The following is a 24407-nucleotide window of genomic DNA, read 5'->3' as shown; positions in this document are numbered from 1 at the left end:
CGGCGCGGCATTCGCGCGCGATGGCGGCAATGCCCGGCGCGTGGCGCGACACCGCGATGCCGCGCCCGGCCTGCGCGGCCGGGAGCGGGTCGCCCGGCGCCGACGGGGGCGGCTCCAGGTAGCCCAGCTCCGCTTCCGGCGCCAGCGCGTCCAGCATTTCCAGTTCGGGCAGGTTGACCCGCAGGCGGTCCAGCCATGCCTGGCGGCGTTCGGAATAGGGGTAGCCGCCCAGTCGGGCCAGGGCGTCGACGGCGCGGGCGAATCTGTCGTAGAGGTCGGTCATGAGCGGCGCTTCTGTCATGGAGGATGGGGCGTTGTCCGGCCCGGTTTTATCCTTACCGGTCAGACCAGTTGGGTGTCATAATGCCCAGGCAGGATTTGGCTGTCAACGACCGCCGGCGCGCGCCCGCGCATTGAGGAATTCGAAGATGAACACCGTCGAGCATATTGCCCAGCAGTTGCAGGCCCGCATCCGTTCGAGCGAATGGACGGCGGCCGGCAAGCTGCCGGGGCAGCGCCAGCTTGCCGAGGCGCTGGGCGTCAGCCGCGCCTCGCTGCGCGAGGCCATCACCATGCTGGAAGGCCTGGGGATGCTGCGCAGCGAAGCCGGCCGCGGGGTGTTCATCGCCAAGCCGGGAGAGAAAGGCCTGGGCAGCGCCTACGGCCGCTGGCGCTTCCAGGGGCGCTATGCGCTGCGCGACGTGTATCTGGTGCGCAACCAGCTCGAAGAACTCGCCGCCGGCCTGGCGGCCAGCGTCGTCACGCAGGCGGGCTTGAGCCGCCTGCGCGCCACCATCGTGCAGATGGAAAAGGCGGCCGATGTGGGTGACCTGGTCACCATGTCCGAAGGCGACCATGCCTTCCACGCCTGCCTGTTCGAGATCGCGGGCAGTCCCATGCTGCTGGACCTGGCCGAAAGCATCGGCGACGTGGTCGACGGCAGCCGCCAGGTCGCGTTCGCCGACCCGGCGCGCGTGCGCGAACCCATCCGCGAGCACGCCGACATCATCGACGCGCTGGCCACGGGCTCGCCCGACGCCGCGCGCCGCGCGATGCGGGCCCACATCTGCAACGTGGCCGACCGGGCCGGGCTGTCCCTGACGATCCCGGGCGCCTAGCCGGCCCTGCGCCGGAACGGACGGGCGCCGCGGGGCGGGGCCACGCTCCGCCGCGCCGTTTTTTTTTGTGGCGGTTGTTCGAAGGCTGCGAAAAAACGGTATCGACCCATATTGACAACTGGTTTCCAATATTGGAAACTGGTTGTCAATTTAGGGAGCCAGGAATGAATCCGACCAAAGGGGACCGGCTGACCGGCGTGATCGTGACGCTGTTCCAGCTAAATGGCGCGCTGCTCGATTGGGGCGATGCTTTTGTTGCGCCCGAGGCGCTGACCAGCGCCCGCTGGCAGATGCTGGGCGCGCTGGCCCTTGCCGGGCGGCCGCTGAGCGCGCCGCAGGTTGCCGCCGCCATGGGCGTCACCCGGCAGGGGGCGCAAAAGCAACTCAACCTGCTGGCGCAGGCGCGGTTGATCGAAGTCCGCCACAATCCGCAGCACAAGCGCTCGCAACTGTATGGGCTGACGGAAGAGGGCCGACGCGTCTACGGCACGATAGATGCGCGCTGGAAGGAGCGCGCCCGGCAGCTTGCCGACGGTTTCAGCGAGGCCGAACTGAAGACGGCGGAAAAGGTGCTGACGGGGCTGCTGGCCGCGCACGTCGCGGCGCAACCGGAGCCGGATCATGCGTCGTAGGATCCATGCTTTTTCCGCTGTGCTGGCGCTGCTGTTCGTTGCTGCCTTCTGGATATCGACGGTGGTGTCGGAGCTGTTCCTGTCCGCCGCCGCGGTGGCGCAGGTGAAGCTTGCCATCGCCTATGCCTTGCTGGGATTCGTGCCTGTCATGATGCTTACCGGGGCCAGCGGTTTCGCGCTGGGCGGCAAGGGCAGGCATCCGCTGCTGCTCGCCAAGCGCAGGCGCATGTCGTTCATCGTGGCCAACGGCCTGTTCGTCCTGGCGCCCGCGGCGGTCTTCCTGTCGATACGCGCCCAGGCGGGATCGTTCGATAGCGTCTTCTACAGCGTGCAGGCGCTGGAATTGGCGGCGGGCGCCGCCAATCTTGGACTGATCGCGCTCAATATTCGCGATGGCATCCGCCTGGGCCGGCGGCGCATCTGATATCCGCTGAGTATCACCAGTCAAATTCTTAATATTGGACGAGACCGGCACGCACCTTCTAGAGTCGCTCCACAACAGAGAAAGACCAAGGAGATAAAGGTGCAAAAGCGCAGGAGACATTTCATTGCCGCGGCCATGGGCGGCTGCATGCTGGGCGCGATGCTGGCGGGCTTGCCGGTGGCCCACGCCGATAGCTTTCCTTCCCGCCCGATCAAGTTCGTGGTGCCGTTCGGGCCCGGCAGCGGAACGGACACGTCGGCGCGCTATTTCGCCCGGCAACTGCAAGACCTCACCGGCCAGCCCGTGGTGGTGGAGAACCGGCCCGGCGCCAATGGCTTCATCGCCGTGAAGAACGTGCTGAGCGCGCCGGCGGACGGCTACACCGTGTTCATCGGCAGCAATTCCACGCTGGCCGTGAACGCGGCGCTGTTCAAGCAATTGCCTTACGACCCCGTTGCCGACTTCGCGCCGCTGACCATGATGATGCGCTCTCCGGCCATGCTGGCGGTCAAGCCGCAGGCGCCGTACGCGGATTTGAAAGGGCTGATCGCCTACGCCAAGGCCAATCCGGGCAAGGCGGACTTCGGCGCCGGTTCGGCCGGCTACCAATTGATGGGCGAACTGCTGAACGACGCGGCCGGCATCCAGGTCGTGCACGTGCCGTTCAAGGGCGCGGCCGAGGCCATCACCGCCGTGGCCTCGGGCACGGTGGACTACACCTTTGCCGAAGTGACGGCGGTGCAGGAGCTTGCCAAGGACGGGCGGGTGAAGGCCGTTGCCGTCGCTTCCGACAAGCGCGTATCCACCTCGCCGGACGTGCCCACCGCCACCGAGGCGGGGCTGCCCGGCTTCGAAGCCTATACCTGGGTGGGCGCCATGGTCAGCGCCAAGACGCCGCCCGCCGAAACCGCCAAGCTGGCCGAGCTTTTCACCAAGATATCGAAAATGGATGAGACCCGCGGCTTCTACGAACGCCTGGGCGCCACGCCCATGACGGGCGGGCCGGACCAGATGCGCACCTTCCAGAAAAACGAGATCGCGCTGTGGAAGCGCATCGTCACGAAGGCGCAAGTGCCGCAGCAGTAAGCCCGGCGCCGCTTTGCGGGCCATCCCGCCCGGCCCGGCCGGGCGGGATCTTGACGGCGGCCCGGCAACACCGGGCCGCCGCCGCCTTCACCGCTGCCCGTCGTGCACCGCCACCGCTTCCTTGGTCAGCCCGCCCAGGCGCGAATGCACGCGGCCGCCCGTGCCCATGACCAGGGCGAACAGGATCTCGTTGGCGCGCGGCGCGTCCTGGATGCCGATCTCGATGCTGTTGAAGTGGCTGCGCACATAGGACGCATGGATGTAGTGCACCGGCACCATCATGCGGTAGCCGGCCACGGCCACGGCCTTGACGGCCGGCACCATGGCCTTGGGTTCGCCCAGCACGCTGCGCATGGCCCAGCCGCCGGCTTCGTGCCAGACGGCGCCGTGTTCCATTTCGCCGTCCAGGCCCACGATGGCGGCCTTGCTGTAGACCTCGACGTTTTCCTTGCCGCCCAGCGTTTCGACCAGTTCGGTCGCCAGCAGCGTGCCCAGGCTGCGCAGTTCGGCCATGAAGGGCATCAGGTCCGGCTCGTAGCGGCCGGCGTAGGGATTGCGGATGACGGCGCAGGAGGCGGCGAGCTTGAGGGGCTTCCCGGGCGCCGGGCCGTTTTCGTGGAAAGTGGTCTCGACGATCAGGCAGCGCTTGCGGATATCGATCAGCGACATTAAGTGGATTCCTGGAAGAAGTTGAACGGGGGAGTCATTGCGGCGGAATGCCGGTTTCCTTGACGATGGCGGCCCATTTGTCGATTTCGGAACGCACGAAGCCGCCGAATTCGGCCGGGGTCTGCACCTTGACGCTCAGGCCCTGGCGGGCGTAGGTCTGCTTGAGTTCATCGCTGGCCAGGGCCTGGTCCAGCGATTGCGACAGGCGGTCGAGCACCGGGCCGGGCAGGCCGGCCGGGCCCATGAGGCCGAACCACACGGTCAGGTCGAAGCCGGGCGCGCCGGTTTCATTGAGCGTGGGGATGTCCGGCGCCAGCGCGAAGCGTTCCGGGGTGCTGACGCCATAGGTCTTGACCTTGCCGGCGCGCGCCTGCTGCAGGCCGTTGGCCAGGTCGGTGAAGGTGAGGTCGACGGTGCCGCCGATGACGTCGGTGAGCGCCTGCGGGCCGCCCCGGTACGGCACCGGCGTGACGTTGATCTTGCCCATCGCGGCCAGCTTGGCGCCGAACACCTGCGCGCTGCCCGAGCCGTAGGCATAGGTCAGCTTGCCCGGATGCCGGGCGCCGTAGGCGAACAGATCGGACACCCGGTCGCCGGGCATGCGCGGCGATCCCACCAGCAGGTAGGGGGTCTCGGCCACCGCGCCGATGGGGGTGAGGTCGGTGGCGGGGTTGTAGGGCAGGTCCTTGAAGAGGCTTACCCCGCTGGCGGCGGTGGACACGCCCACCACCACCAGGGTGTAGCCGTCGGGCTTGGCGCGGGCGACGTCGTGGGTGCCGATGATGCCGTTGGCGCCCGGCTTGTTTTCCACCACCACGGGCTGGCCCAGGCCGTCGGCCATGGCCTTGCCCAGGCTGCGGGCCACCACGTCGGTGATGCTGCCCGGCGGAAAAGGCACGACCATGCGGATGGGGCGGTCGGGGTAGCCCGCGGCGCGGGCGCCGGCCGCGGCCAGCAGGGCCGCGCCCAGGCCGAGCGCCAGCTTGAGGGCGGCGGCGGATCGTTTCATGTCTGTCTCCTGTTCGATGTTGTTATGGTGTCCGGCCGTTCAGGCCGGCGGGGGCGCGTTCAGGCGCTCCAGGTAGCGGTGGATCTCGGTGTTGTCCGCGCCGGCGGGCAGCGCTTCGCGGGCGCGCTGCCACAGTTCCGTGCACAGCGACAACTGCGAGGCGGAAACGCCGGCCAGCGCCTGCAGCGAATCGGCGGTGCGCAGGTCCTTGGCCATCAGCGCCAGCGCGAAGCCGCCGTTGTAGGTGCCCGGCACGATGAACTGGCGCAGCTTGGTCTCGGTGGCCACGTTGCGGCCGCTGGAGGCATTGAGCACGTCGGTGAACACGTCCAGGTCCAGGTCCATGCGCCGGGCGATCAGCAGCGCTTCGCTGGCCGCCAGCAGGCCCGCCGCGTAGACATAGTTGTTGAGCGCCTTCATGGCGTGGGCGGAGCCCACCGCGCCCGTATGGATGATCGACGCGCCCATGCGCGCGAGCACCGGGCGCACGCGTTCCAGCCCGGCGGCGTCGGCGCCCACCATGATGGCCAGCGTTCCGGCGGCGGCCTTGGCCACCGCGCCCGATACCGGCGCGTCGATCAGCGTCACCCCGGCTTCGCGCAGCCGGGGCGCCAGCCGCAGCGTTTCGGCGGGGTTGGACGATCCCATGTCCAGCAGCACCGAGCCGGCGCGCATGATGCCGGCCAGCCCGTCCTTGCCTTCGATCACGGCGTTGGTGGCGGCGCTGTCGGGCAGCATGGTGATGACCACGTCGCAGGCGGTCAGCGCCTGGAGGCCGGCCGCCGGCTTGAGCGTCCTGTTCCAGGCCGGATGCCCCGCCAGGCGGTCCAGGCGCGCGGGGTCGCGGTCATAGGCCAGGAGGTTGAAGTTCTCTTCGCCGCGGGCGAGGTTTTCCAGCATCGGCAGGCCCATCATGCCCAGGCCGACGAATCCTATGTTCAGTGCCATGCATTCCCTTTATCGAATCACCCTGGAAAACCGGCCAGGGGCCATCTGGAATGCTAATGAATGCCTGGATTCCGCTGTTATGCTAAGTTGGCCAGGGGATATAACAAACGATTATCGGATACACCATGCGTTTCAAGCTCAGGCAGATGGAAGCGTTCCGGGCGGTGATGCTGACCGGTTCCATGAACGGCGCGGCCAAGCTGCTTTTCGTGTCGCAGCCGGCCATCAGCCGCCTCATCGCCCATACCGAGCAGAGCCTGGGCCTGCAATTGTTCGAGCGCGACAAGGGCAAGCTCACGCCCACCCCGGAAGCGCATCGCCTGTTCCAGGAGGTGGGGGCGCTGTTCGACGAAGCCCTGCGCATCGACGAACTGGCCCGCGACCTGGCCGAACGGCCGGAGGGCGCCCTGACGCTGTGCTCCAGTCCCAGCCTGGCGCTGAACTTCGTGCCGCCGGTCATCGCGCAGTACCTGGAGCTGTATCCCAACGTCAGGCTGAAATACCACACCACGCTGCTGGCCGACATGGCGCACGAACTGCTGGGGCGCAAGGCGGAGTTGGCCGTCTCCGTGCTGCCCATCGACCATCCCAATCTGGTGGTGGAGCCGCTGGCCACCGGCGAGATGGTCTGCATCCTGCCGCAAGGGCATCCCCTGGCGTCGCGGCCGGCGGTGGGCCTGGCCGAACTGGCGGAGTGCAGGCTGATCCTCTACAGCCGCAATATTCCTTTCGGGCAGCTCGTGGCCGCCGCCTTCCAGCGCGCCAACGTCAGTTGGACCGCGGCGGTGGACATCGTGCGCGCGGAACTGGCCTGCGCCCTGGTGCGGGTGGGAGCCGGGGTGGCGATCGTCGACCAGTTCTCCGTCGGGCAGCAGGGCTGGCCGGGCGTGGTGACACGGCCGCTGCGCGAGTCGATTCCGCTTTCGCTGAGCCTGGTGCGTTCGCGCTTCGAGCGTCCCAGCCGGCAGGTGCAGCGCTTTGTGCGCCTCATCAAGGAACATGCGCGCGCCTCGCTCGGGACTGGCCCATGACGGCAACGCCGCGCCTGCGCAAAACGGACAGGCGCCGCAGTTTGCGGCCACGCCCGTTCGACTTCGATCAGCCTTTCCCCGAATAAGCGCAGTCCGCGGATAGCGGCCGCCGGATCCGGCTACCGCGGCGCCGGCGCGCGGCGCCAGTATTCGCCTCACTCAGTCATGCGAGAGAGGTGATGCGATGAAGGGTCTGGAGAACAAGGTGGCCATCGTGACCGGCGGCGCCACGCTGATCGGCGCGGGCGTGGTCGCGGCGCTGCGGAACCAGGGCGTGCGCGTGGCGCTGTTCGATATCGACGCCGCGGGCGGAGAGCGCGTGGCCGCGGCCGATCCCGCCGCCACGCGGCATTGGCCGGTGGACATCGCCGACGACGCGCAACTGGCGCGCGGCGTGGCCGGGGTCGCGGCCCATTTCGGCCGCATCGACTACCTGGTCAACCTGGCCGCCACCTACCTGGACGATGGCGCCGCATCCGGCCGCGCCGACTGGCTGCGCGCGCTGGACGTGAATGTCGTCAGCGCGGTGATGGCGGCCCGCGCCGTCCATCCCCATCTGCTCGCCGCCGGCGGCGGGGCCATCGTCAATTTCACCAGCATCTCGTCGCGCGTCGCGCAGACGGGCCGCTGGCTCTACCCGGTTTCCAAGGCGGCGCTGCTGCAGGCCACCCGCAGCCTGGCGATGGATTACGCCGCCGACGGCATCCGCGTCAATTCGGTGTCGCCGGGCTGGACCTGGTCGCGCGTCATGGACGAACTGACGCACGGCGACCGCGCCAAGACCGACCGCGTGGCCGCCGACTACCACCTCTTGGGCCGCGCCGGCGATCCGGCCGAAGTTGCCGAGGTGGTCGCCTTCCTGCTGTCGGACCATGCCAGCTTCGTCACCGGCGCCGATTACGCGGTCGACGGCGGTTATTCCGCCATGGGCCCCGAACAGGCCAGGCCCGCGATTCCGCGCCTGGCCGCCTAGGGCCTGTTAACACTAAAAGGAGAGCAAACATGCGTCGAATCGCGATCGTGGGAGGAGGGCAGGCGGGCCTGCCCTTGGCGCTGGGGCTGCTGGACAAGGGGTACGAGGTGACCGTGGTCACCAACCGCGAGCCCGACAGCATCCGCAAGGGCAAAGTGATGTCCAGCCAGTGCATGTTCGATGCCTCGCTGCAGATCGAACGCGATCTGGGCCTGAACCAGTGGGAGGCCGACTGTCCGACGGTCGACGGCATCGGCCTGGCGGTGCCGCATCCCGAGCGTCCCGGCCACAGGCTGATCGACTGGGCCGCGCGCCTGGACCGCCCGGCGCAGGCGGTGGACCAGCGCATCAAGATGCCGGCCTGGATGGAATTGTTCGAGGCCCGCGGCGGCCGGCTGCTGATCCAGGACGGCGGCGTGGCCGAACTGGAGCTGCTGGCGGCTTCGCACGACCTGGTGCTGCTGGCCGCCGGCAAGGGCGAGGTCGTCAAGCTGTTCGAGCGCGACGCGCCGCGGTCCCGCTTCGACCGGCCGCAGCGGGCGCTGGCGCTGACCTACGTGAACGGCATGCGCCCGGCGCCGGAATACTCGCGGGTCGCCTTCAACCTGATTCCCGGCGTCGGCGAGTACTTCGTGTTCCCGGCGCTGACGACGAGCGGGCCTTGCGAGATCATGGTGTTCGAAGGCGTGCCGGGCGGGCCGATGGACTGCTGGCGCGATGTCGCGTCGCCACAAGAGCACCTGGAGCAAAGCCTGGGTATCCTGCGCACCTATCTGCCCTGGGAGGCCGAGCGCTGCGGCGCGGTGGAACTCACCGACGCCAATGGCATCCTGGCCGGCAGTTTCGCGCCCACGGTGCGCAAGCCCGTGCTGACCCTGCCGTCGGGCCGCCAGGTGTTCGGGCTGGGCGACGCGGTGGTCACCAACGATCCGATCACCGGCCAGGGCTCGAACAACGCCACCAAGGCCTGCGCCGTCTACCTGCGCGCCATTCTGGAACACGGCGACCGGGCGTTCACGCCGGACTGGATGCAGCGCACCTTCGAACGTTTCTGGGACTACGCCGGCGCGGTCGTCGAATGGACCAACTCCATGCTGATGCCGCCGGCCCCGCACCTGCTCAAGCTGCTGCAGGCGGCGGAAGGATCGCCGGCGCTGGCCAGCGCCATCGCCAACGGCTTCAACCATCCGCCCGCCTTGTTCCCGTGGTGGGGCGACGCGGCGGCGTGCGACGCGTTCATCGCCGCCAAGGCGGCGCGGGCGGCGGCATGACGGCCGGGCAGGCCACGGGGCGGCCGCTGGACTGGGGCTGCACCGATCTGCATCCCAAGGTCCTGCGCGGCGTGCTCGGCAGCTATCCGACCGGCGTGGCCATCGTGGCCACGCGCTGCCCGGACGGCCGCAAGGTCGGCCTGACCATCAATTCCTTCGCCTCGCTGTCGCTGGACCCGCCGCTGGTGCTGTGGAGCCTGGTGAACCATTCGCCGAACCTGGCGGCGTTCCGCGATTGCAGCCACTTCACCATCAGCGTGCTGGCCAGCGGCCAGGAGGCGCTGGCGCTGCGCTTCGCCAGTCCGGCGGTGCCGGACAAGTTCGACGGCGCGCCGCTACACGAGGTGCCCGAAGGCGTGCCCGCCATCGCCGGGGCCGTCGCCACGCTGGTCTGCGCCAACGACCAGCAACGCCCGGCGGGCGACCATCTGCTGCTGTTCGGCCGCGTGCTGCGCGTGGCCAGCGTGGCGGCCACGCCGCTAGTGTTCCATGCCGGCCGCTTCACCGCGCTGGCCGCCGCCCAGGCATCCGGGGAGTGAACCTGCCATGGCCACACAATCGGAAGCCCAGGTCGTCATCGTCGGCAGCGGCATGAATTCGCTGGTCTGCGCGGCCCTGCTCGCGCAGCGCGGCAAATCGGTGCTGGTGCTGGAACGCAGCGACAGGCTGGGCGGATGCATCCGCACCGAGGAACTGTTTCCCGGCTACCGGCACGACGTGCTGTCTTGCTGGTATCCGCTGTTCGTCGGCAGTCCGGCCTACGCGGCGCTCAAGCCCGCGCTGCGCGACGCCGGGCTCGAATTCGCGCAGGGCGAATACGCGACCGGGCTGGTGCTGCCGGACGGCGCCGGGCTGGCGCTGAAGCAGGACCTGGAGGACAGCGCGCGGCGGCTGGACGCCTGGGCGCCGGGCGACGGCGCGGCGGTGGGCGCCATGGCGCGGCGCCTGTTCGGCGAGGACGCGGCGCTGACCTTCGGCCTGCTGGGCCAGAACCCGTACGGCGCCGGCATGCTCAAGCTGCTGTTCGGCGAATGGCGCAGGCGCGGCATGGACGGCCTGGCCGCCTTCGCCGCCGATTCGATGGAGAGCTTCCGCCGCTGGGCGGACCGCGAGCTGCGCTCGGACGCGGCCCGCGCGCTGATCGCGCCGTGGGTGCTGCACACCGGGCTGGGCCCGGACGACGCCTGTTCGGCCCTGATCGGCAAGCTGACCTTCGCGGCGGTGGTGGCCGGCGGCATGCCGGTGGTGAAGGGCGGCGGCAGTGGCGTGGTGGACGCGCTGGCCAAGGTCATCGAGGGACATGGCGGCCGCTTGCTGACCGGCGCCCGCGTCGAACGCATCCTCACCCGCGGCGACGGCCGGCGCCGCCGGGCGGCCGGCGTGGCGGCAGGTGGCCAGATGTACCGCGCTACCGAGGCCGTGGTCTGCAACGTCGCGCCGGGGCAGTTGTACGGCCAGTTGCTGCCCGATGCGCCCGAGCCGCTGCGCCGGCGCGCCGCCGGCTATCGCCACGGACGCGGCGGCATGCAGATCCATTTCGCCCTGAACGCGCCGCCCGACTGGCTCACGCCGGAACTGCGCCAGGTGCCGCTGGTGCACCTGACCGAAAGCATGGAGCAGGTCTGCGCCTCGGTGACCGAGGCCAACAACGGCCTGCTGCCCGCTCGCCCCACGCTGGCCATCGGCCAGCCCGTGGCGGTGGATCCGACGCGCGCGCCGCCGGGCGGATGGATTCTGTGGGTGCAGATGCAGGAGCTGCCGGTGCGCGTCAAGGGCGACGCCGCCGGCGAGATCGCCGTGCCCGCCGACGGCCGCTGGAACGAGGCCCTGCGCGAGGCGGTCGCCGACCGCGTCCAGGCGCGCCTGGAACGCGTGATGCGCGGACTGGCGCGGCGCATCGTCGGGCGGCGCAGCTATTCGCCGGCCGACCTGGAGAGCCTGAACTGCAACCTGGTCGGCGGCGACCCCTATTCGGGCGTGTGCTCGCCCGACCAGTTCTTCTGGCTGCGGCCTTTCGCCGGCGGCCATGGCGCGCGCGGGCACCGCACGCCGCTGCGCAATCTTTTCCACATCGGCGCCGCCACGCATCCAGGCCCCGGCCTGGGCGGCGGCTCCGGTTATCTCGTCGCGCAACATCTAGCGCCCCGCGGGGGCAGGAGCGGAACATGAGCAGACACCTACAGGGCGGGCGGCTGGCCTGTGCCGTGGCATTGGCGCTGGCGGGCGCGGCGGCTTCGGCCACCGAGGGCGGCGGGCTGGGCATCTACCCGGACGGCCTGGAGAACTTCATGTCGGGCGCGCTGCCGCCGCCCGGTGCGCATCTGCTGGTGTACGGAGGCGGGGCGCGCTACGACACCCTGCGCGGCAACGACGGAGAGCGCGTGCCGGTGCCGGGCTTCAAGGTGGACGTCAACGTGCTGGCGCCGCGCCTGATCTGGGTGACGCAGCAGCAGGTCATGGGCGGACAACTGGCCTTCCACGCGATCGCGCCGCTGCTGGACGTGACCTCCAAGGCCGCCGGCCAGCGCCACCGCAGCACCGGCCTGGGCGATATGACGCTGGGCGTCGCGCTGGGCTATCACCCGTCCGCCACGCTGCACTACGTGGTCGGGCTGGACATGTACGCGCCCACCGGCGAATACGACCGCAAGGACCCGTCCAGCCTGGGCAAGAACTACTGGACGGCGCAGCCGGTGTTCGCGTTGAGCCGGGTCAGCCCGGACGGCTTCAACGCCGACCTGAAAGTGATGTACGACTTCAATTTCACCAACTCCGCCACCGACACCCGTTCCGGCCAGGCGCTGCACGCGGACTACGCGCTGGGCTGGGGCGTGGGCAAGGGCTGGGTGCTCGGCGTGGGCGGCTATGCCTTCCAGCAGGTGACGGATGACAAGGGGCCCAACAGCGCCGCCGGCCGGGCGCGCGGGTTCGGCGCCGGCCCTTCGGTCCGGTATCTCAATGACCGGGGCTGGCTGTTCACCGCCAAGTGGGAGCAGGATTTCAAGGTGAAGAACCGGCCCGAGGGCGCGCAGCTCTACGTCAAGCTGGCGATTCCGTTCTAGCGGAAGGCCGGCCGAGGCGCAGGGCATTCACGACGAGCGCGAACGCCGGCGATGGCTGGCGCCTGCTGGGGTAGTACAGGTGGTAGCCTTCGAATTTCGGGCACCAGTCCTCCAGCACGCGCACCAGCCGGCCGTCGTCCAGATACGGCGCCAGCTCGTCGTCGGGCAGCAGGGCGAGGCCCAGGCCCGACAGCGCCGCGTCTATCTGGGGTTGCGTGGTGTTGAAGATCAGCGGCCCATCCACGCGCACATTGGTCCGGCGGCCGCGCCGCTCGAAGTCCCAGACATACAGCCCGCCCGAACTCTGCATGCGCTGATTGATGCAGGGATGCGCGGTGAGGTCTTGCGGCACCTTGGGAGCGGGACGGGTTTCGAAGTATGCCGGGGACCCGACCACCGCCAGGCGCATGGGCGGCCCGATGGGGACGGCGATCATGTCCTTGTCTATCGTTTTTCCCATCCGCACGCCGGCATCGAACCGGTCCGCGACGATGTCCCGAAAGCCGTAGTTCACGTCGAACTCCAGCGTGATGTCGGGGTATTCGCGCATCAAAGGCGTGAGCTTGGGCAGCAGGATGCTGTGCAGCACGTGGTCGCCACAGGTGATGCGGACCGTGCCTGCCGGCTTGTCGCGCAGCTCGGTCAGTTCGTCCAGCTCGGTCTCGATTTCATCAAAGCGATGCCCGATGGCGTTCAGGAGACGCTCGCCGGCCGCCGTGGGCGAGACGCTGCGCGTGGTCCGCGTAAGCAGGCGGATCTGCAGGCGCGTCTCCAGGCCGCTGATCGCCTGGCTGAGCGCAGACTGCGTCACGTTGAGCAATGAGGCGGCCCGCGTGAAGCTGCCTTCACGCGCCACGGTCACGAAATAGAAGAGATCGTTGAGGTTGCGCCGGACCATTGCCGCAGTATTCCAGGAATATTCATTAGTCTAGCTTATAAGGTCATTAAGCATTCATTAGCTAGTCGGCAAGGCTCCGGGCAGCAAGAATATGGGCTATGAAAAAGCTCAAACAAACCCTGCCCGCGCTTCAGGACACCGGACGGCGCGAATTCCTGAATACGGTGGGCGCGGGCGTGGCGGCGTTCGGCGCGCAGTCGGTCGCCGGCAAGGCGTGGGCCGCCGCGCCCGTGGGCGCTCAGGCGCAAGAGCCGGCCATGCCGGCGGACGCCGACAATTTCTACACGAGCAGCGAGGTCCGCGCGCAGGCCGTGCGCTTCGGGAACCAGTACCAAATGGAAGTGGCGGGCAATCTCTACGCGCCGAAGGCGCTGGACCCCGATGCCCGGCACGCGGCGCTCGTGGTCGGCCATCCGATGGGCGCGGTCAAGGAACAGAGCGCAAACCTGTACGCCATAAAAATGGCCGAGCGCGGCTTCGTGACGCTTTCCATAGACCTGCCATGCTGGGGCGAGAGCGCGGGCCCGCGCAACCGGGTTTCGCCCGACATGTATGCCGAGGCGTTCAGCGCCGCGGTCGACTTCCTGGGCACGCAGCCGGCGATAGACCGCGAACGCATCGGCGCCATCGGCATCTGCGGCAGCGGCAGCTTCGTCATCAGCGCGGCCAAGATCGACCCGCGCATGAAGGCCATCGCCACCGTCAGCATGTACGACATGGGCGCGGCCAACCGCCATGCGCTGAACGGCTCGCTGGCCCTGGAGCAGCGCAAAGCCATCATCGCCGAGGCGGCGCAGCAGCGTTATTCGGAGTTCGGCGGCGGCCCGCTCAAGTACACCAGCGGGACGGTGCACGAACTGACCGCCCGGTCGTCCCCGATCGAACGCGAGTTCTACGAGTTCTACCGCAAGCCGCGCGGCGAATTCACGCCTGCCGGGGCCACTCCCGGGACCACCACGCATCCGACCCTGACGAGCAACGTCAAGTTCATGAACTTCTATCCGTTCAATGACATCGAGACGATCTCGCCGCGTCCGCTGCTGTTCATCACGGGCGACCGGGCGCACTCCAGGGAGTTCAGCGAGGACGCCTACCGGCGGGCCGCCGAGCCGAAGGAACTGGTCTGGGTGCGGGGCGCCGGCCATGTCGACCTGTATGACCGCGTGAACCTGATCCCCTGGGACAGGCTGACCGCGTTTTTCCAGAAGAACCTCGGCGCCGCGGCATGATGTCCGCCGTATCGACCGAAGCGCCGCGAATACGGGCGTCCTGGGGCGGGGTCTACGCCATGGCGGTCTGCGCCTTCGCGCTGATCGCATCGGAGTTCCTGCCCGTCAGCCTTCTGACGCCCATCGCGAACGACCTGCGCATCACCGAGGGCATGGCGGGCCAGGGGATCGCCATCTCGGGTGTCTTCGCCGTACTGACCAGCCTGTTCATTTCGGCGCTGGCCGGCAGGCTGGACCGCAAGATCCTGCTGCTGGGGCTGACGGCGGCGATGGGCGCCTCCGGCGCGACCGTCGCGCTGGCGCCGGACTACTTCACCTACATGCTGGGCCGGGCGCTCATCGGGGTCGTCGTCGGCGGCTTCTGGTCCATGTCGGCGGCCACGGCCATCCGGCTGGTGCCGGCGCACCAGGTGCCGCGCGCCCTGGCGATCGTCAACGGCGGCAATGCGCTGGCGACCGTGGTGGCCGCGCCGCTGGGCGCCTACCTGGGCGCCGTTATCGGCTGGCGCGGCGCCTTTCTTGGCCTGGTGCCGGTGGCGCTGGCCGCGCTCGCCTGGCAATGGATCGCGTTGCCGTCCATGCCGGTCGCGGCGCGCGCGCCGGGGGGCGGCCATGCGTTCAAGGCGTTCATGCTGTTCAAGCGCCCCGGCGTCGCCGCGGGCATGCTGGCCAGCAGCCTGCTGTTCATGGGGCAATTCTCGCTGTTCACCTATGTGCGCCCGTTCCTGGAGACGGTCGCCGGGGTGCATGGCGCCGCGATTTCTCTCATCCTGCTGGTCATCGGCGCGGCGGGTTTCATCGGCACCCTTCTCATCGGCCGCGTGCTGCAATGGCGTTTCTACCAGACGCTGACCGCGATTCCGGCGCTGATGGCCGCGACGGCGTTGGCCCTGGTCGCTTTTGGCGGCTGGAGCGCCGCCGTCGTCGCGTTGCTGGGGCTGTGGGGGCTGGCCGGCACGTCGGCGCCCGTGGGCTGGTGGGCCTGGATAGCCAGGGCGTTTCCCAAGGATGCCGAGGCGGGCGGCGGCCTGTTCGTTGCGGTGGTCCAGATGTCGATCGCGCTGGGCTCCACCGCGGGCGGCCTGCTGTTCGACCGCTATGGCTACCTGGGCGCCTTCGTGATGAGCGCCGCGCTGCTGGCGGGCTCCGCCGTCCTGGCCGCGATGACATCGCGCGCCGCGGCGGGGGCTGCCTGAGGCCGCGCGGCAGCACTATCATGCAATAAACGATCCGCACAATGTGCAGCGGGGAGCAGTCCCTCCACCCACTTTTCAAAGGAATCCCCATGACCATCAAAGCCTACGGAGCCCATGCGGCGGACCTGCCTCTCGGGTCCATGGACATCGCGCGCCGCGCCCCTGGCGCGCATGACGTGCAGATCGAAATCGCCTACTGCGGCGTATGCCATTCCGACCTGCACCAGGTGCGTTCCGAATGGGCCGGCACCTTGTATCCCTGCGTGCCGGGCCATGAAATCGTCGGCCGCGTGTCCGCGGTGGGCGCGCACGTGTCGGGTTTCAAGCCCGGCGACCTGGTCGGCGTCGGCTGCATCGTCGACAGTTGCCAGCACTGCGCCGACTGCGACGCGGGGCTGGAGAACTATTGCGATCGCATGGTCGGCACCTACAACGGTCCGACGCCCGACGCGCCGGGCCACACCCTGGGCGGCTACTCGCAGCGCATCGTGGTGCACGAGCGCTACGTGCTGCGCATACGCCACCCGGAAGGCCAGTTGGCCGCCGTCGCGCCGCTGCTGTGCGCGGGCATCACCACTTATTCGCCGCTGCGGCATTGGAAGGTGGGGCCCGGCCACAAGGTGGGCATCGTCGGCATCGGCGGCCTGGGACACATGGGCATCAAGCTCGCGCACGCCATGGGCGCGCATGTGGTGGCGTTCACCACGTCCGAATCCAAGCGCGGCGCGGCCAAGGCCCTGGGCGCGGACGAGGTGGTGGTGTCGCGCAATCCGGGCGAGATGGAGGCGCACGCGCAGAGCCTGGACTTCATCCTCAACACGGTGGCCGCGCCGCATGACCTGAATGCCTTCTTCGCGCTGCTCAAGCGCGACGGCACGATGACGCTGGTGGGCGCGCCGGCCACGCCGCATGCCGCGCCCGACGTATTCGCGCTGATCATGAAGCGCCGCGGCCTGGCGGGTTCGATGATAGGCGGCATACCCGAGACGCAGGAGATGCTGGATTTCTGCGCCGAGCGCGGCGTCGTCGCGGATATCGAGATGATCCGCGCGGAGGAGATCAACCAGGCCTACGAGCGCATGCTCAAGGGCGATGTGAAGTACCGCTTCGTCATCGACATCGCCAGCCTGGAGCCGGCCTCGCGGGGCTGAGCCGCCAGGTCGCCGATCGCCTCAGCCGCGCCGGCGCAGGCTCTGGCTGGGGCTTTCGCCGTAGCGCTCCTTGTAGCCGGCGCTGAACCGGCCCATGTGCGCGAAACCCCAGCGCAAGGCCACGCCCGCGATGTTGTGGGTGTCTCCCGACAGCAGCTCGGCGCGGGCGCGCTCCATGCGCAGGTCGCGCAGGTAGTGCATGGGGCTGACGCCGAGGAATTCCTTGAATCCCGCGTACAGGCTGCGCACGCTGACGCCGGCGATGCGCGCGAGCTGTTCGGCGCTGAGGGGTTCGTGCGCGTGCGCCTGCAGATAGTCCTGGACGCTGCGCACGTGGCGCGGCAGCACCGCGCCGCGGCGGCCGGACGGCACGCCCGTGTAGTTGTGGGGGTGGGCGGCCAGCAGGGTGGCCGCGACCAGTTGCTCTAGCTGGTGGACGATGAGCTTGTGCGCGGCCAGGTCCGCGTGCTGCGACGTACAGTCCAGCAGATAGTTCATCAGGCAGCGCCAGGCGGGGCATTCGCGCCAGCGGAACCCCAACTGGAAGCGCAGGGGGCGGTTCAGCGCGCAGCCCAGGTGGCCGACCAGGGCGCGTTCCAGCAGCGAGCGGCTTACGCGCAGCATGAACTGGTCGTTGTCGCCGCTCCAGCGCATGGCCAGGTCGTCGTCCGGGCTGACCACCGAGGCGACGTCGGGGGTCGAATCCACCAACTGGGCGCCGCTGCTGATGCGGGCCGACCCCGACAGCGGCATCTGCACCAGGTAGAAGTCGTCGAGCGAGCCGGGCCGGATGTCGACATTGGCGCCGTAGCGCAGGCGGTTCAGCGAGACCTCGCCCAGCGGCTGGTGGTGCATGCGCGCGTCCAGGCGCTGCATCGCGCCCACCACGCCCAGTTGATGCGGCCGCATCACCCGGCCCACCATGGAGCGCGCTTCGTCCAGGTCGCCGGACGCGAACAACTGCTGCGCCGGCAACCCCAGCACCGACTCGATGCGCGGTCCGGCGGGCGGCCAGGTCGTGCTGGTGGCGGGCGGCGTCGGGTTGAGCATGGCGGGGGATTCCTTGCGGGCGTTCACGTTCCCTTGCGGCGCGCGCCGCCATGGCCCCGGATCGCCGGCGTGCGCGGCGGGCTGGCGGCCTCCCGCAAGGGGGCCTTGAAGGCTTCGATAGTAAAGCTGCGCGGGGTCCGGCGGTCTGGTGGAAAACCCGTCCCGGAGCGGGGGTTCCTGTCCGTTTTCCGCATTGCCTATCCGCCGAATGCAGAAAACCGCGGCCGGGGCTGCGGTTTTCTGCGGACGGCTTGGCCGTCGTCAAATGAGCGGGGCGGGACTGGCGTCCGCCCCTCGGCTTCAGTGCATCCTGCCGTAGCGGCCGGCGTTGAAGTCCTGGATGGCTTCGACGATCTCGGCCTGCGAGTTCATCACGAACGGGCCGTAGCCGACCACCGGCTCGTCGATGGGCTCGCCGCTGAGCACCAGGAACATCGCGTCGTTGTTGGCTTCGACGGTGATGTCTTCGCCATCCTGCGAGAACAGCGCCAGTTGCGCGTCGTGGGCGACGGATTCGCCGTTGACCAGCACCGTGCCGCGCAGCACCACCAGCATGCTGTTGCGGCCCGCGGCGATCGGGAAGACCGCCGACTTGCCCGCGGCCAGCTTCACGTCCCACACGTCCATGGGCGTGAAGGTGCGCGCCGGCCCGGCCTGGCCCGCGTAGCTGCCTGCGATCACGCGCAGCGTGCCCGCGTCGTCCGGCAGCGCCACCGCCGGGATGTCCGCATCGCGGATGCCCTGGTAGCCCGGCGCGGCCTTCTTGTCCTTGGCGGGCAGGTTGACCCAGAGCTGCACCATTTCCAGCTCTCCGCCCTTGCGGGTGAAGGCGGGGGAATGGAATTCCTCGTGCAGGATGCCCGAGGCCGCCGTCATCCATTGCACGTCGCCGGGCCCGATCACGCCGCCGTTGCCGGTGGAGTCGCGGTGCTCGACCTCGCCGCTGTAGACGATGGTCACGGTTTCGAAGCCGCGGTGCGGATGCTGCCCCACGCCGCGCGGATGCTCGGCCGGTTCGAACCGGGCCGGGCCGGCGTAGTCCAGCAGCAGGAACGGGCTGGTGTTCCTGCCTTTGTCGTTATAGGAAAACATCGAACGCACCGGAAAGCCGTCGCCCACCCAGTGGGGGCGAGGGCTGGCGTGCAGGCCGAGGATCTTCTTCATGGTCATGTTTCCTGTTGCGCGGCCCCTGCGGGGCCGTTCGTCATACCTATGAAGATAAGGGCGCGGGGCCGCTGGCGGTAGCCCCTGCCATTGATAAGCACTGTTCCATTCATCGGACAGTCCGGCGGGAAGGGAACGGGGCGCCGGTTCGCGTATCCTTGCGGGATGAAAACCGGCACGGACACCGCCCAGGCGAGGCAAAACGATCAGGTTCAGGGCTTTGCCCCGGTGGCGGCGCCCGGCGCGCGCGTCCTGGTGCTGGGGTCCATGCCCGGGGTGGCCTCGCTCAGGCAGGCCAGGTATTACGCCCATCCCCGCAATGCCTTCTGGCCCATCGCGGCCAGCGTTTTCGGCTTCGATGCCGGCCTGGACTACGCTGGCCGGCTGCAAGCGCTGCAGGCATCGGGAGTCGCCTTGTGGGACGTCCTGCAAGCCTGCGAGCGTCCCGGCAGCCTGGACGCCGACATCCGCAACCACACCCTCGTCACCAACGATTTCGCCGCATTCCTGAGCCGCCATCCCGCCATCGTCCGGGTTTGCTTCAATGGCGCCAAGGCCGCCGCGCTCTACCGCCGGCATGTCCTGCCCGGCCTTGCCGTCCGCCTGGAATACCTGGACCTGCCGTCGACCAGCCCCGCCCATGCGGCGGCATTCTATGACGAGAAGCTGGCCGCCTGGGGCAGGGCGTTGAAAATCCAGGATTGACGCGGCGCGCCGCCGCGCGCGTTCCGCCCGGGATCCTAGCGCACGACGGTATCGGCGACCAGATCCAGCCCCTCGGCCGGGAGGCCGATGCCGGACAGCGCGCCGCCCAGGTCTCCCGGCCGGGCGGCCGCCGTGCCTGAACGGCTGACGCGGATCTCCACCCGCAGCTTGCCGGCGCCGGACAACGGCGCGTCGGGCGACATGGCGTTGCTGTCGTCCAGCACGAAATCCCGGGGCAGGTCGGCCGCCTGCATCCGCAGGATGGCCAGCGGCATGCGCGGACCGTCTTGCGGCCGCGCCAGGATGAACACCGTGTCGGTGGGCTGGACCTGGCCGCGCAGCGCGTCGGCGATGCGGGCGCGTCCGCTGATACGCGCGGCGGCGGCCGGGGCGGCGGGCGCCGCCGAGGCCGAGGTCGAGGATGAGACCCGCGCGGGCGGCGATCCCGCCGCCATCGCGCGCGCCTGGGCGATATTGGACTGGATCTGCCGGGCCGCTTCCGAGTCCGGCGGCAGCCGGGCCTGCAGACGTTCCCAGTATGCCTGCGCCTCGGCCGCGTCGCCCCGGCGCAGGGCCATCATGCCCGCCAGCGCCAGGGCCTTGGGCTGGTCCGGCTGCGCGGCCAGGGCCTGCGCCACCGCCGCGATGGAGGCGGCGTCGGGCGCGCCCTGGTTGGCGGACAGCAGGGCGTCGGCCAGGTCGGCCAGCACGGCGGCCTGCCCGGGCACCAGGCGCAGCACCTGCTGGTAGGCGGCGACCGCGTCGGTGTAGCGCCCCAGGGTTTCGTAGGACCGCGCCAGCATGTACCAGCCGTCGGCGTCGTCGGGCTCGGCCCGCAGGCGCTGCGCCAGCGCGTTGATGGCCAGCGCCATGTCGTCGCCCGAGCCGTCCGGGGCTCCCGCATGCGGTTCGACGGGAATGGCGGCGGCGCCCGCCGCCGCGCGCGGATTGCCCAGTTGGCCGTACAGCAGCACCGCGGCCACGGGGATCAGCACGCTGAGCAGGCAGGCGGCCGCCAGGCCCGCCCGCTGCCCGGCCCAGGGCGCGGCGCGCGGGCGGCGCAGTTCCAGATCCTGCAGCAGGTCGCGCTGCAGTTCTTCCTCGGCGCGCGCCCGGGCGGAGGCCGAGAGGCTGCCGTCCTTCAGGTCGCGCCGCAGTTGTTCGCGCTGCGCCAGGTAGAACGCGCGCAGGCTGGCGTCGGCGGCCGGCTCCGCGGCGGGCGCGCGGCGCAGCAGCGGCGGGATCAGGCAGAGCAGGGTCGCCAGCAGCAGGGCCAGTACGGCGAGCCAGAGCGCGGTCATGGGCCGGTATCCAGGTAGCGGGCCGCGCGTTCGCGCTCGTCGGCGGTCAGCGGGGCGCGTGCGCCGGCGCGGCGCTTGACCGTGCGCAGCAGCACGGCGAAGCCCAGCGCCAGCAGGGCGAACGGACCCAGCCACAACAGCCAGGTAATGGGCTTGAAGGGCGGGTCGTAGCGCACGAAGTCGCCATACCTGTCCTCGAAGAAGCGCATGATCTGCGCGTCGGTCCGGCCTTCGGCCAACTGGCCGCGGATCAGGTTGCGCATGTCCTCGGCCAGCGGCGCGTTGGATTCGGCCAGCGTCTGGTTCTGGCACACCAGGCAGCGCAGGCCGTGCGCCAGCCTGTCGGCGCGCTGCTCCTGCTCGGCGGACAGGGCCGGCGCGGCGGGCGCCTGGGCCGGGGCGGACGCCGGGCCCAGCAAGGCCAGCGCCAGGACCGCGGCGGGAAGCAGGGAGGGCAGCCGCCTCATCGCAGCGCCTCGATGGCCGGCAGCACGCGGCTGCGCCAGATTTCCGGCGTGATCAGGCCCAGTTGCTTGTAGCGGATGCGGCCGTCCTTGTCGATCACGAAGGTTTCCGGCACGCCGTAGACGCCGTACTCGATGCCGACGCGGCCGTCCGTGTCGCTGGCCGAGGCGATATAGGGATTGCCGTTGCGCGCCAGCCAGTCGGCGGCGTCTTCCGGCTTGTCCTTGTAGTTCAGGCCGTACAGCGGAACGCCGTGGCGCCGCGACACGTCGCGCAGCACCGGCAGTTCGTCCCGGCACGGCCCGCACCAGGACGCCCATACGTTCAGCAGCCAGACCTGGCCGCGCAGCGCCTGCACCTCCAGTTTCTGGCCGGGCGCCAGCAGCACGGGCAGGCCGATGGCGGGAGCCGGCTTGTCGATCATGGCGGACGGAACGGCCCGCGGATCGCGCGACAATCCCATCGCCAGGAACACGGCCATCGCCAGGAAGGCGGCCAGCGGCAGCAGGTAGCGCAGCATCAGGCGCCCTCCCGCGTCGGCCGCGCGGCAGGCGGCGCGACCGCCTCGCGCGCCCGCGCCTGCGCGTCCTGCGCGCGACGATAGCGCTTGTCGCCGGCCGCCAGCAGCCCGCCCAGCGCCATCAGGATGCAGCCCGACCAGATCCAGGTCATGAAGGGCTTGACCTGCAGGCGCACCGTCCAGGCGTTGCCGCCCACCGGCTCGCCCAGCGCCACGAAAAGGTCGCGGGTGAAACCGCTGTCGATGTCCGCCTGGCTCAGCGCCATGTCCTGCACGGTATAGAGGCGTTTCTCCGGATACAGGACGGTCACCGGCCTGCCGCCGCGCGTGACCGGGAAGACGGCGCGCTGCGCCGTGTAGTTGGGGCCGGCGGCCGGCCCCACGCTGGCGAAGGTGAACCGGTAGCCGCCGGCTTCGCGCGTGTCGCCGATTTCCAGCCGCAGTTCCTGCTTGACCTCGTAGCCGTTGGCCAGCGTGACGCCCGCGATGAAGATGCCCACGCCGGCGTGCGCCAGCAGCATGCCGTACCAGGCGCGCGGCTGGCGGCCCAGGCGGCGCAGCCAGTTGCCGTCGCTGTCGGTCAGGCGCTGCCAGGCATGGGCGGCGGTGCTGGCGACCGACCACGCCGCCAGCCACAGCCCCAGGATGACCATGGGCGAACCCAGGCGCGCCGGGCCCGGCATGGCCAGCGGCAGCAGCACGGCCGTGGCCACGCTGACGGCGAAGGCGGCGCGCAGGCGGCGGCCCAGGTCCGGCAGTTCCGCCTGCTTCCAGCGAGCGGCCGGCCCGACGCCCATCAGGAAGATGGCGGGCGTCATCAGCGGCACGAACACGGCTTCGAAGTAGGGCGGGCCGATGGAGATCTTGCCCCATTCCAGCACGTCCAGCACCACCGGGTACAGCGTGCCCAGCAGCACCGAACCCGCCGCCACGGCCAGCACCACGTTGTTGGACAGCAGCAGCGATTCGCGCGACAGCAGCGAGAAGCCGCCGCCCAGGCCCACCGTCGGCGCGCGCCAGGCGTACAGGGCCAGCGATCCGCCCACGATCGCCGTCATGAAGGCGAGTATGTACAGCCCGCGCCCCGGGTCCACCGCGAAGGCGTGCACCGAGGTCAGCACGCCGGAGCGCACCAGGAAGGTTCCCAGGATACTGAGCGAAAACGCGCAGATGGCCAGCAGCACCGTCCAGCTTCGGAACGCGCCGCGCCGCTCGGTCACGATCAGCGAATGGATCAGGGCGGTGCCCGCCAGCCAGGGCATGAACGACGCGTTCTCCACCGGGTCCCAGAACCACCAGCCGCCCCAGCCCAGCACGTAGTACGCCCAGGCGCTGCCCAGCAGGATGCCGACGGTCAGGAAGGTCCAGGCGGCCAGCGTCCACGGGCGTACCCAGCGCGCCCACATGGCGTCCAGTTCGCCCGACAGCAGCGCGGCGATGGCGAAGGCGAACGCCACCGAAAAGCCCACGTAGCCCATGTACAGCATCGGCGGATGCACGATCATGCCGGGGTCCTGCAGCAGCGGATTCAGGTCGCGTCCGGCCATGGCTGGCGGCATCAGGCGTTCGAAGGGATTGGACTGGAACAGCAGGAACAGCAGAAAGCCCACGCTGATCCAGCCCATCACCGCCAGCACCCGGCCGACGAAAGGCAGCGGCAGCCGCCGGCTGCACAGCGCCACGGCCAGGGTCCAGGCGGTCAGCAGGTACAGCCACAGCAGCAGCGATCCTTCGTGCCCGCCCCAGACCGCGGCGAACCGGTAGGCGGCGGGCAGGTCCGCATGCGAATTGGCCGCCACGTAGAGCACCGAGAAATCGTTGTCCACGAACGACCAGGCCAGGCAGAAGAAGGCCACCGTGGCCAGGCCGAACTGCCCGACGGCGGCGGGCCGCGCCAGCCGCAGGCCCGGCTGCCAGCCGGTGGCCGCGCCGATCAGCGGCAGGATGCCTTGCGCCAGCGCCACCAGCAGCGCCAGGATCAGGCTGAACAGGCCGATCTCGGGAATCATCGCGCCTCCGCCCGCATGGCGTTGGCGGGCGCGCCGCCGGCGCGCTTGAGCGCGTCCGCGGCTTCGGGCGGCATGTAGTTCTCGTCGTGCTTGGCCAGCACCTCGGTCGCGCGGAACACGCCGTCCGGCCCCAGCTTGCCCGCCACCACCACGCCCTTGCCCTCGCGGAACAGGTCGGGCAGCAGGCCCTGGTACGTCACCGGCACCGTGTTTGCCGTGTCCGTCACCATGAAGCGCAGCGTCAGCCCGTCGGCCTCGCGGCGCAGCGATCCTTGCTCCACCAGCCCGCCGACGCGGAAGCTGCCGCTGCCGGGCGCTTCCTTGGCCATGACCTGCGTGGGGCTGAAGAAGAACACCAGGTTGGATTGCAGCGCGTTCAGCACCAGCGCGGCGGCCAGGGCCAGCAGCCCCAGGCCGCCGGCGATGGCCAGCGCGCGGCGCTTGCGCGGGCTCATGGCCGCGCTCCGTCGGCCCGGCCGGCGGCGCCGTCGCCGGG

General features: G+C 69.8%; 25 protein-coding genes and 1 pseudogene. 14 read left to right on the top strand and 12 right to left on the bottom strand.

What is annotated here, in order from left to right; genetic code table 11:
* Positions 1–283: pseudogene (locus AVE30378_RS30565) on the bottom strand (amidase); the annotation flags it as partial.
* 145 nt (positions 284–428) lie between these two features.
* On the opposite strand from AVE30378_RS30565, the gene AVE30378_RS30560 reads away from it, so the two are divergent.
* From AVE30378_RS30560 to AVE30378_RS30545, 4 genes are all read left to right on the top strand, one after another.
* Positions 429–1118 carry a FadR/GntR family transcriptional regulator gene (locus tag AVE30378_RS30560; protein ID WP_129246636.1) on the top strand — a complete coding sequence of 230 codons (690 nt, stop codon included), beginning with the start codon at positions 429–431 and terminating at the stop codon, positions 1116–1118.
* 164 nt (positions 1119–1282) lie between these two features.
* Positions 1283–1750, top strand: coding sequence for a MarR family winged helix-turn-helix transcriptional regulator (locus AVE30378_RS30555; RefSeq protein WP_129246634.1), 468 nt, complete (start codon positions 1283–1285; stop codon positions 1748–1750).
* Complete coding sequence (locus tag AVE30378_RS30550; protein ID WP_129246632.1) at positions 1740–2174, top strand: hypothetical protein; 435 nt, start codon at positions 1740–1742, stop codon at positions 2172–2174. Before AVE30378_RS30555 ends, AVE30378_RS30550 begins: the two co-directional genes overlap by 11 nt.
* A 147-nt stretch (positions 2175–2321) precedes the next feature.
* On the top strand, positions 2322–3260 hold the full coding sequence (locus tag AVE30378_RS30545; protein WP_425265807.1) for a Bug family tripartite tricarboxylate transporter substrate binding protein: 939 nt from the start codon (positions 2322–2324) through the stop codon (positions 3258–3260).
* Positions 3261–3347: 87 nt separating this feature from the next.
* Here the strand turns inward: AVE30378_RS30545 and AVE30378_RS30540 are convergent, their stop codons facing one another.
* The 3 genes from AVE30378_RS30540 to AVE30378_RS30530 are packed head-to-tail and all read right to left on the bottom strand — an operon-like array spanning position 3348 to position 5886.
* Complete coding sequence (locus AVE30378_RS30540; protein WP_129246630.1) at positions 3348–3929, bottom strand: amino acid synthesis family protein; 582 nt, start codon at positions 3927–3929, stop codon at positions 3348–3350.
* A 34-nt stretch (positions 3930–3963) separates the two neighbouring features.
* Positions 3964–4938: a Bug family tripartite tricarboxylate transporter substrate binding protein gene (locus AVE30378_RS30535; protein WP_208742460.1), complete on the bottom strand. Its 975-nt coding sequence runs from the start codon at positions 4936–4938 to the stop codon at positions 3964–3966.
* Positions 4939–4977: 39 nt separating this feature from the next.
* On the bottom strand, positions 4978–5886 hold the full coding sequence (locus AVE30378_RS30530) for an NAD(P)-dependent oxidoreductase (protein WP_129246628.1): 909 nt from the start codon (positions 5884–5886) through the stop codon (positions 4978–4980).
* 125 nt (positions 5887–6011) lie between these two features.
* Here AVE30378_RS30530 and AVE30378_RS30525 point away from each other — a divergent pair, with 125 nt between their 5' ends.
* From AVE30378_RS30525 to AVE30378_RS30500, 6 genes are all read left to right on the top strand, one after another.
* Positions 6012–6917 carry a LysR family transcriptional regulator gene (locus tag AVE30378_RS30525; RefSeq protein WP_129246626.1) on the top strand — a complete coding sequence of 302 codons (906 nt, stop codon included), beginning with the start codon at positions 6012–6014 and terminating at the stop codon, positions 6915–6917.
* Positions 6918–7101: 184 nt separating this feature from the next.
* Positions 7102–7890 (top strand): SDR family oxidoreductase, encoded by a 789-nt coding sequence (locus AVE30378_RS30520; RefSeq protein ID WP_129246624.1) that lies wholly within the window; start codon positions 7102–7104, stop codon positions 7888–7890.
* A gap of 29 nt (positions 7891–7919) precedes the next feature.
* Positions 7920–9161 (top strand): styrene monooxygenase/indole monooxygenase family protein, encoded by a 1242-nt coding sequence (locus AVE30378_RS30515; RefSeq protein ID WP_129246622.1) that lies wholly within the window; start codon positions 7920–7922, stop codon positions 9159–9161.
* Positions 9158–9700, top strand: a complete 543-nt coding sequence (locus tag AVE30378_RS30510) for a flavin reductase family protein (protein ID WP_129246642.1) — start codon at positions 9158–9160, stop codon at positions 9698–9700. Before AVE30378_RS30515 ends, AVE30378_RS30510 begins: the two co-directional genes overlap by 4 nt.
* 7 nt (positions 9701–9707) lie before the next feature.
* On the top strand, positions 9708–11330 hold the full coding sequence (locus AVE30378_RS30505) for a phytoene desaturase family protein (RefSeq protein ID WP_129246620.1): 1623 nt from the start codon (positions 9708–9710) through the stop codon (positions 11328–11330).
* Positions 11327–12223 (top strand): SphA family protein, encoded by an 897-nt coding sequence (locus tag AVE30378_RS30500; protein ID WP_129246618.1) that lies wholly within the window; start codon positions 11327–11329, stop codon positions 12221–12223. The genes AVE30378_RS30505 and AVE30378_RS30500 overlap by 4 nt, the downstream gene beginning before the upstream one ends.
* Here the strand turns inward: AVE30378_RS30500 and AVE30378_RS30495 are convergent.
* Positions 12201–13121 (bottom strand): LysR family transcriptional regulator, encoded by a 921-nt coding sequence (locus AVE30378_RS30495; RefSeq protein WP_129246616.1) that lies wholly within the window; start codon positions 13119–13121, stop codon positions 12201–12203. The two genes, AVE30378_RS30500 and AVE30378_RS30495, sit on opposite strands and share 23 nt — an antisense overlap.
* 257 nt (positions 13122–13378) lie before the next feature.
* Here AVE30378_RS30495 and AVE30378_RS30490 point away from each other — a divergent pair, with 257 nt between their 5' ends.
* The 3 genes from AVE30378_RS30490 to AVE30378_RS30480 all read left to right on the top strand — a co-directional run bounded on the left by AVE30378_RS30490 (position 13379) and on the right by AVE30378_RS30480 (position 16697).
* Positions 13379–14350, top strand: a complete 972-nt coding sequence (locus AVE30378_RS30490) for an alpha/beta hydrolase (protein WP_425265806.1) — start codon at positions 13379–13381, stop codon at positions 14348–14350.
* Entirely contained in the window at positions 14347–15546 is a 1200-nt protein-coding gene (locus tag AVE30378_RS30485; RefSeq protein WP_129246614.1) for an MFS transporter, read from the top strand. The genes AVE30378_RS30490 and AVE30378_RS30485 overlap by 4 nt, the downstream gene beginning before the upstream one ends.
* A gap of 89 nt (positions 15547–15635) precedes the next feature.
* On the top strand, positions 15636–16697 hold the full coding sequence (locus AVE30378_RS30480; RefSeq protein WP_129246612.1) for an NAD(P)-dependent alcohol dehydrogenase: 1062 nt from the start codon (positions 15636–15638) through the stop codon (positions 16695–16697).
* 21 nt (positions 16698–16718) lie between these two features.
* Here the strand turns inward: AVE30378_RS30480 and AVE30378_RS30475 are convergent, their stop codons facing one another.
* Both AVE30378_RS30475 and AVE30378_RS30470 read right to left on the bottom strand, forming a co-directional pair.
* Complete coding sequence (locus AVE30378_RS30475; RefSeq protein WP_129246638.1) at positions 16719–17747, bottom strand: AraC family transcriptional regulator; 1029 nt, start codon at positions 17745–17747, stop codon at positions 16719–16721.
* Between the two features lie 300 nt (positions 17748–18047).
* Positions 18048–18911 (bottom strand): pirin family protein, encoded by an 864-nt coding sequence (locus AVE30378_RS30470; protein WP_129246609.1) that lies wholly within the window; start codon positions 18909–18911, stop codon positions 18048–18050.
* 165 nt (positions 18912–19076) lie between these two features.
* Between AVE30378_RS30470 and AVE30378_RS30465 the strand changes: the two genes are divergently transcribed.
* Positions 19077–19616, top strand: a complete 540-nt coding sequence (locus AVE30378_RS30465; protein WP_129246607.1) for a DNA-deoxyinosine glycosylase — start codon at positions 19077–19079, stop codon at positions 19614–19616.
* A 35-nt stretch (positions 19617–19651) separates the two neighbouring features.
* Here AVE30378_RS30465 and ccmI read toward each other — a convergent pair whose 3' ends face one another.
* The 5 genes from ccmI to ccmE are packed head-to-tail and all read right to left on the bottom strand — an operon-like array spanning position 19652 to position 24366.
* The gene (ccmI, locus tag AVE30378_RS30460; protein ID WP_129246605.1) at positions 19652–20917 is read right to left on the bottom strand and encodes a c-type cytochrome biogenesis protein CcmI; all 1266 of its coding nucleotides are present in this window, start codon (positions 20915–20917) and stop codon (positions 19652–19654) included.
* Complete coding sequence (locus tag AVE30378_RS30455; RefSeq protein WP_129246603.1) at positions 20914–21384, bottom strand: cytochrome c-type biogenesis protein; 471 nt, start codon at positions 21382–21384, stop codon at positions 20914–20916. The genes ccmI and AVE30378_RS30455 overlap by 4 nt, the downstream gene beginning before the upstream one ends.
* Positions 21381–21902, bottom strand: coding sequence for a DsbE family thiol:disulfide interchange protein (locus AVE30378_RS30450; protein ID WP_129246601.1), 522 nt, complete (start codon positions 21900–21902; stop codon positions 21381–21383). The genes AVE30378_RS30455 and AVE30378_RS30450 overlap by 4 nt, the downstream gene beginning before the upstream one ends.
* Positions 21902–23911, bottom strand: a complete 2010-nt coding sequence (locus AVE30378_RS30445; protein ID WP_129246599.1) for a heme lyase CcmF/NrfE family subunit — start codon at positions 23909–23911, stop codon at positions 21902–21904. The genes AVE30378_RS30450 and AVE30378_RS30445 overlap by 1 nt, the downstream gene beginning before the upstream one ends.
* The gene (gene ccmE, locus AVE30378_RS30440) at positions 23908–24366 is read right to left on the bottom strand and encodes a cytochrome c maturation protein CcmE (RefSeq protein ID WP_129246597.1); all 459 of its coding nucleotides are present in this window, start codon (positions 24364–24366) and stop codon (positions 23908–23910) included. Before ccmE ends, AVE30378_RS30445 begins: the two co-directional genes overlap by 4 nt.
* Positions 24367–24407: the final 41 nt, after the last annotated feature.

This window comes from Achromobacter veterisilvae, from assembly GCF_900496975.1.
Lineage (GTDB): Bacteria > Pseudomonadota > Gammaproteobacteria > Burkholderiales > Burkholderiaceae_B > Achromobacter > Achromobacter veterisilvae.
Note: the sequence above shows the minus strand (reverse complement) of the source record. Positions and strands in the feature narration are given on the sequence as shown.

What these genes read in the sequence shown, in the direction of transcription:
- AVE30378_RS30530 (WP_129246628.1), bottom strand. Translation starts at nt 5,886, where the DNA reads ATGGCACTGAACATAGGATTCGTCGGCCTGGGCATGATGGGCCTGCCG.
- AVE30378_RS30535 (WP_208742460.1), bottom strand. Translation starts at nt 4,938, where the DNA reads ATGAAACGATCCGCCGCCGCCCTCAAGCTGGCGCTCGGCCTGGGCGCG.
- AVE30378_RS30515 (WP_129246622.1), top strand. Translation starts at nt 7,920, where the DNA reads ATGCGTCGAATCGCGATCGTGGGAGGAGGGCAGGCGGGCCTGCCCTTG.
- AVE30378_RS30555 (WP_129246634.1), top strand. Translation starts at nt 1,283, where the DNA reads ATGAATCCGACCAAAGGGGACCGGCTGACCGGCGTGATCGTGACGCTG.
- AVE30378_RS30485 (WP_129246614.1), top strand. Translation starts at nt 14,347, where the DNA reads ATGATGTCCGCCGTATCGACCGAAGCGCCGCGAATACGGGCGTCCTGG.
- AVE30378_RS30455 (WP_129246603.1), bottom strand. Translation starts at nt 21,384, where the DNA reads ATGAGGCGGCTGCCCTCCCTGCTTCCCGCCGCGGTCCTGGCGCTGGCC.
- AVE30378_RS30465 (WP_129246607.1), top strand. Translation starts at nt 19,077, where the DNA reads ATGAAAACCGGCACGGACACCGCCCAGGCGAGGCAAAACGATCAGGTT.
- ccmI (WP_129246605.1), bottom strand. Translation starts at nt 20,917, where the DNA reads ATGACCGCGCTCTGGCTCGCCGTACTGGCCCTGCTGCTGGCGACCCTG.
- AVE30378_RS30505 (WP_129246620.1), top strand. Translation starts at nt 9,708, where the DNA reads ATGGCCACACAATCGGAAGCCCAGGTCGTCATCGTCGGCAGCGGCATG.
- AVE30378_RS30470 (WP_129246609.1), bottom strand. Translation starts at nt 18,911, where the DNA reads ATGAAGAAGATCCTCGGCCTGCACGCCAGCCCTCGCCCCCACTGGGTG.
- AVE30378_RS30445 (WP_129246599.1), bottom strand. Translation starts at nt 23,911, where the DNA reads ATGATTCCCGAGATCGGCCTGTTCAGCCTGATCCTGGCGCTGCTGGTG.
- AVE30378_RS30550 (WP_129246632.1), top strand. Translation starts at nt 1,740, where the DNA reads ATGCGTCGTAGGATCCATGCTTTTTCCGCTGTGCTGGCGCTGCTGTTC.
- AVE30378_RS30540 (WP_129246630.1), bottom strand. Translation starts at nt 3,929, where the DNA reads ATGTCGCTGATCGATATCCGCAAGCGCTGCCTGATCGTCGAGACCACT.
- AVE30378_RS30475 (WP_129246638.1), bottom strand. Translation starts at nt 17,747, where the DNA reads ATGCTCAACCCGACGCCGCCCGCCACCAGCACGACCTGGCCGCCCGCC.
- AVE30378_RS30520 (WP_129246624.1), top strand. Translation starts at nt 7,102, where the DNA reads ATGAAGGGTCTGGAGAACAAGGTGGCCATCGTGACCGGCGGCGCCACG.
- AVE30378_RS30500 (WP_129246618.1), top strand. Translation starts at nt 11,327, where the DNA reads ATGAGCAGACACCTACAGGGCGGGCGGCTGGCCTGTGCCGTGGCATTG.
- AVE30378_RS30450 (WP_129246601.1), bottom strand. Translation starts at nt 21,902, where the DNA reads ATGCTGCGCTACCTGCTGCCGCTGGCCGCCTTCCTGGCGATGGCCGTG.
- AVE30378_RS30510 (WP_129246642.1), top strand. Translation starts at nt 9,158, where the DNA reads ATGACGGCCGGGCAGGCCACGGGGCGGCCGCTGGACTGGGGCTGCACC.
- AVE30378_RS30545 (WP_425265807.1), top strand. Translation starts at nt 2,322, where the DNA reads ATGCTGGGCGCGATGCTGGCGGGCTTGCCGGTGGCCCACGCCGATAGC.
- AVE30378_RS30525 (WP_129246626.1), top strand. Translation starts at nt 6,012, where the DNA reads ATGCGTTTCAAGCTCAGGCAGATGGAAGCGTTCCGGGCGGTGATGCTG.
- AVE30378_RS30495 (WP_129246616.1), bottom strand. Translation starts at nt 13,121, where the DNA reads ATGGTCCGGCGCAACCTCAACGATCTCTTCTATTTCGTGACCGTGGCG.
- AVE30378_RS30490 (WP_425265806.1), top strand. Translation starts at nt 13,379, where the DNA reads ATGCCGGCGGACGCCGACAATTTCTACACGAGCAGCGAGGTCCGCGCG.
- ccmE (WP_129246597.1), bottom strand. Translation starts at nt 24,366, where the DNA reads ATGAGCCCGCGCAAGCGCCGCGCGCTGGCCATCGCCGGCGGCCTGGGG.
- AVE30378_RS30480 (WP_129246612.1), top strand. Translation starts at nt 15,636, where the DNA reads ATGACCATCAAAGCCTACGGAGCCCATGCGGCGGACCTGCCTCTCGGG.
- AVE30378_RS30560 (WP_129246636.1), top strand. Translation starts at nt 429, where the DNA reads ATGAACACCGTCGAGCATATTGCCCAGCAGTTGCAGGCCCGCATCCGT.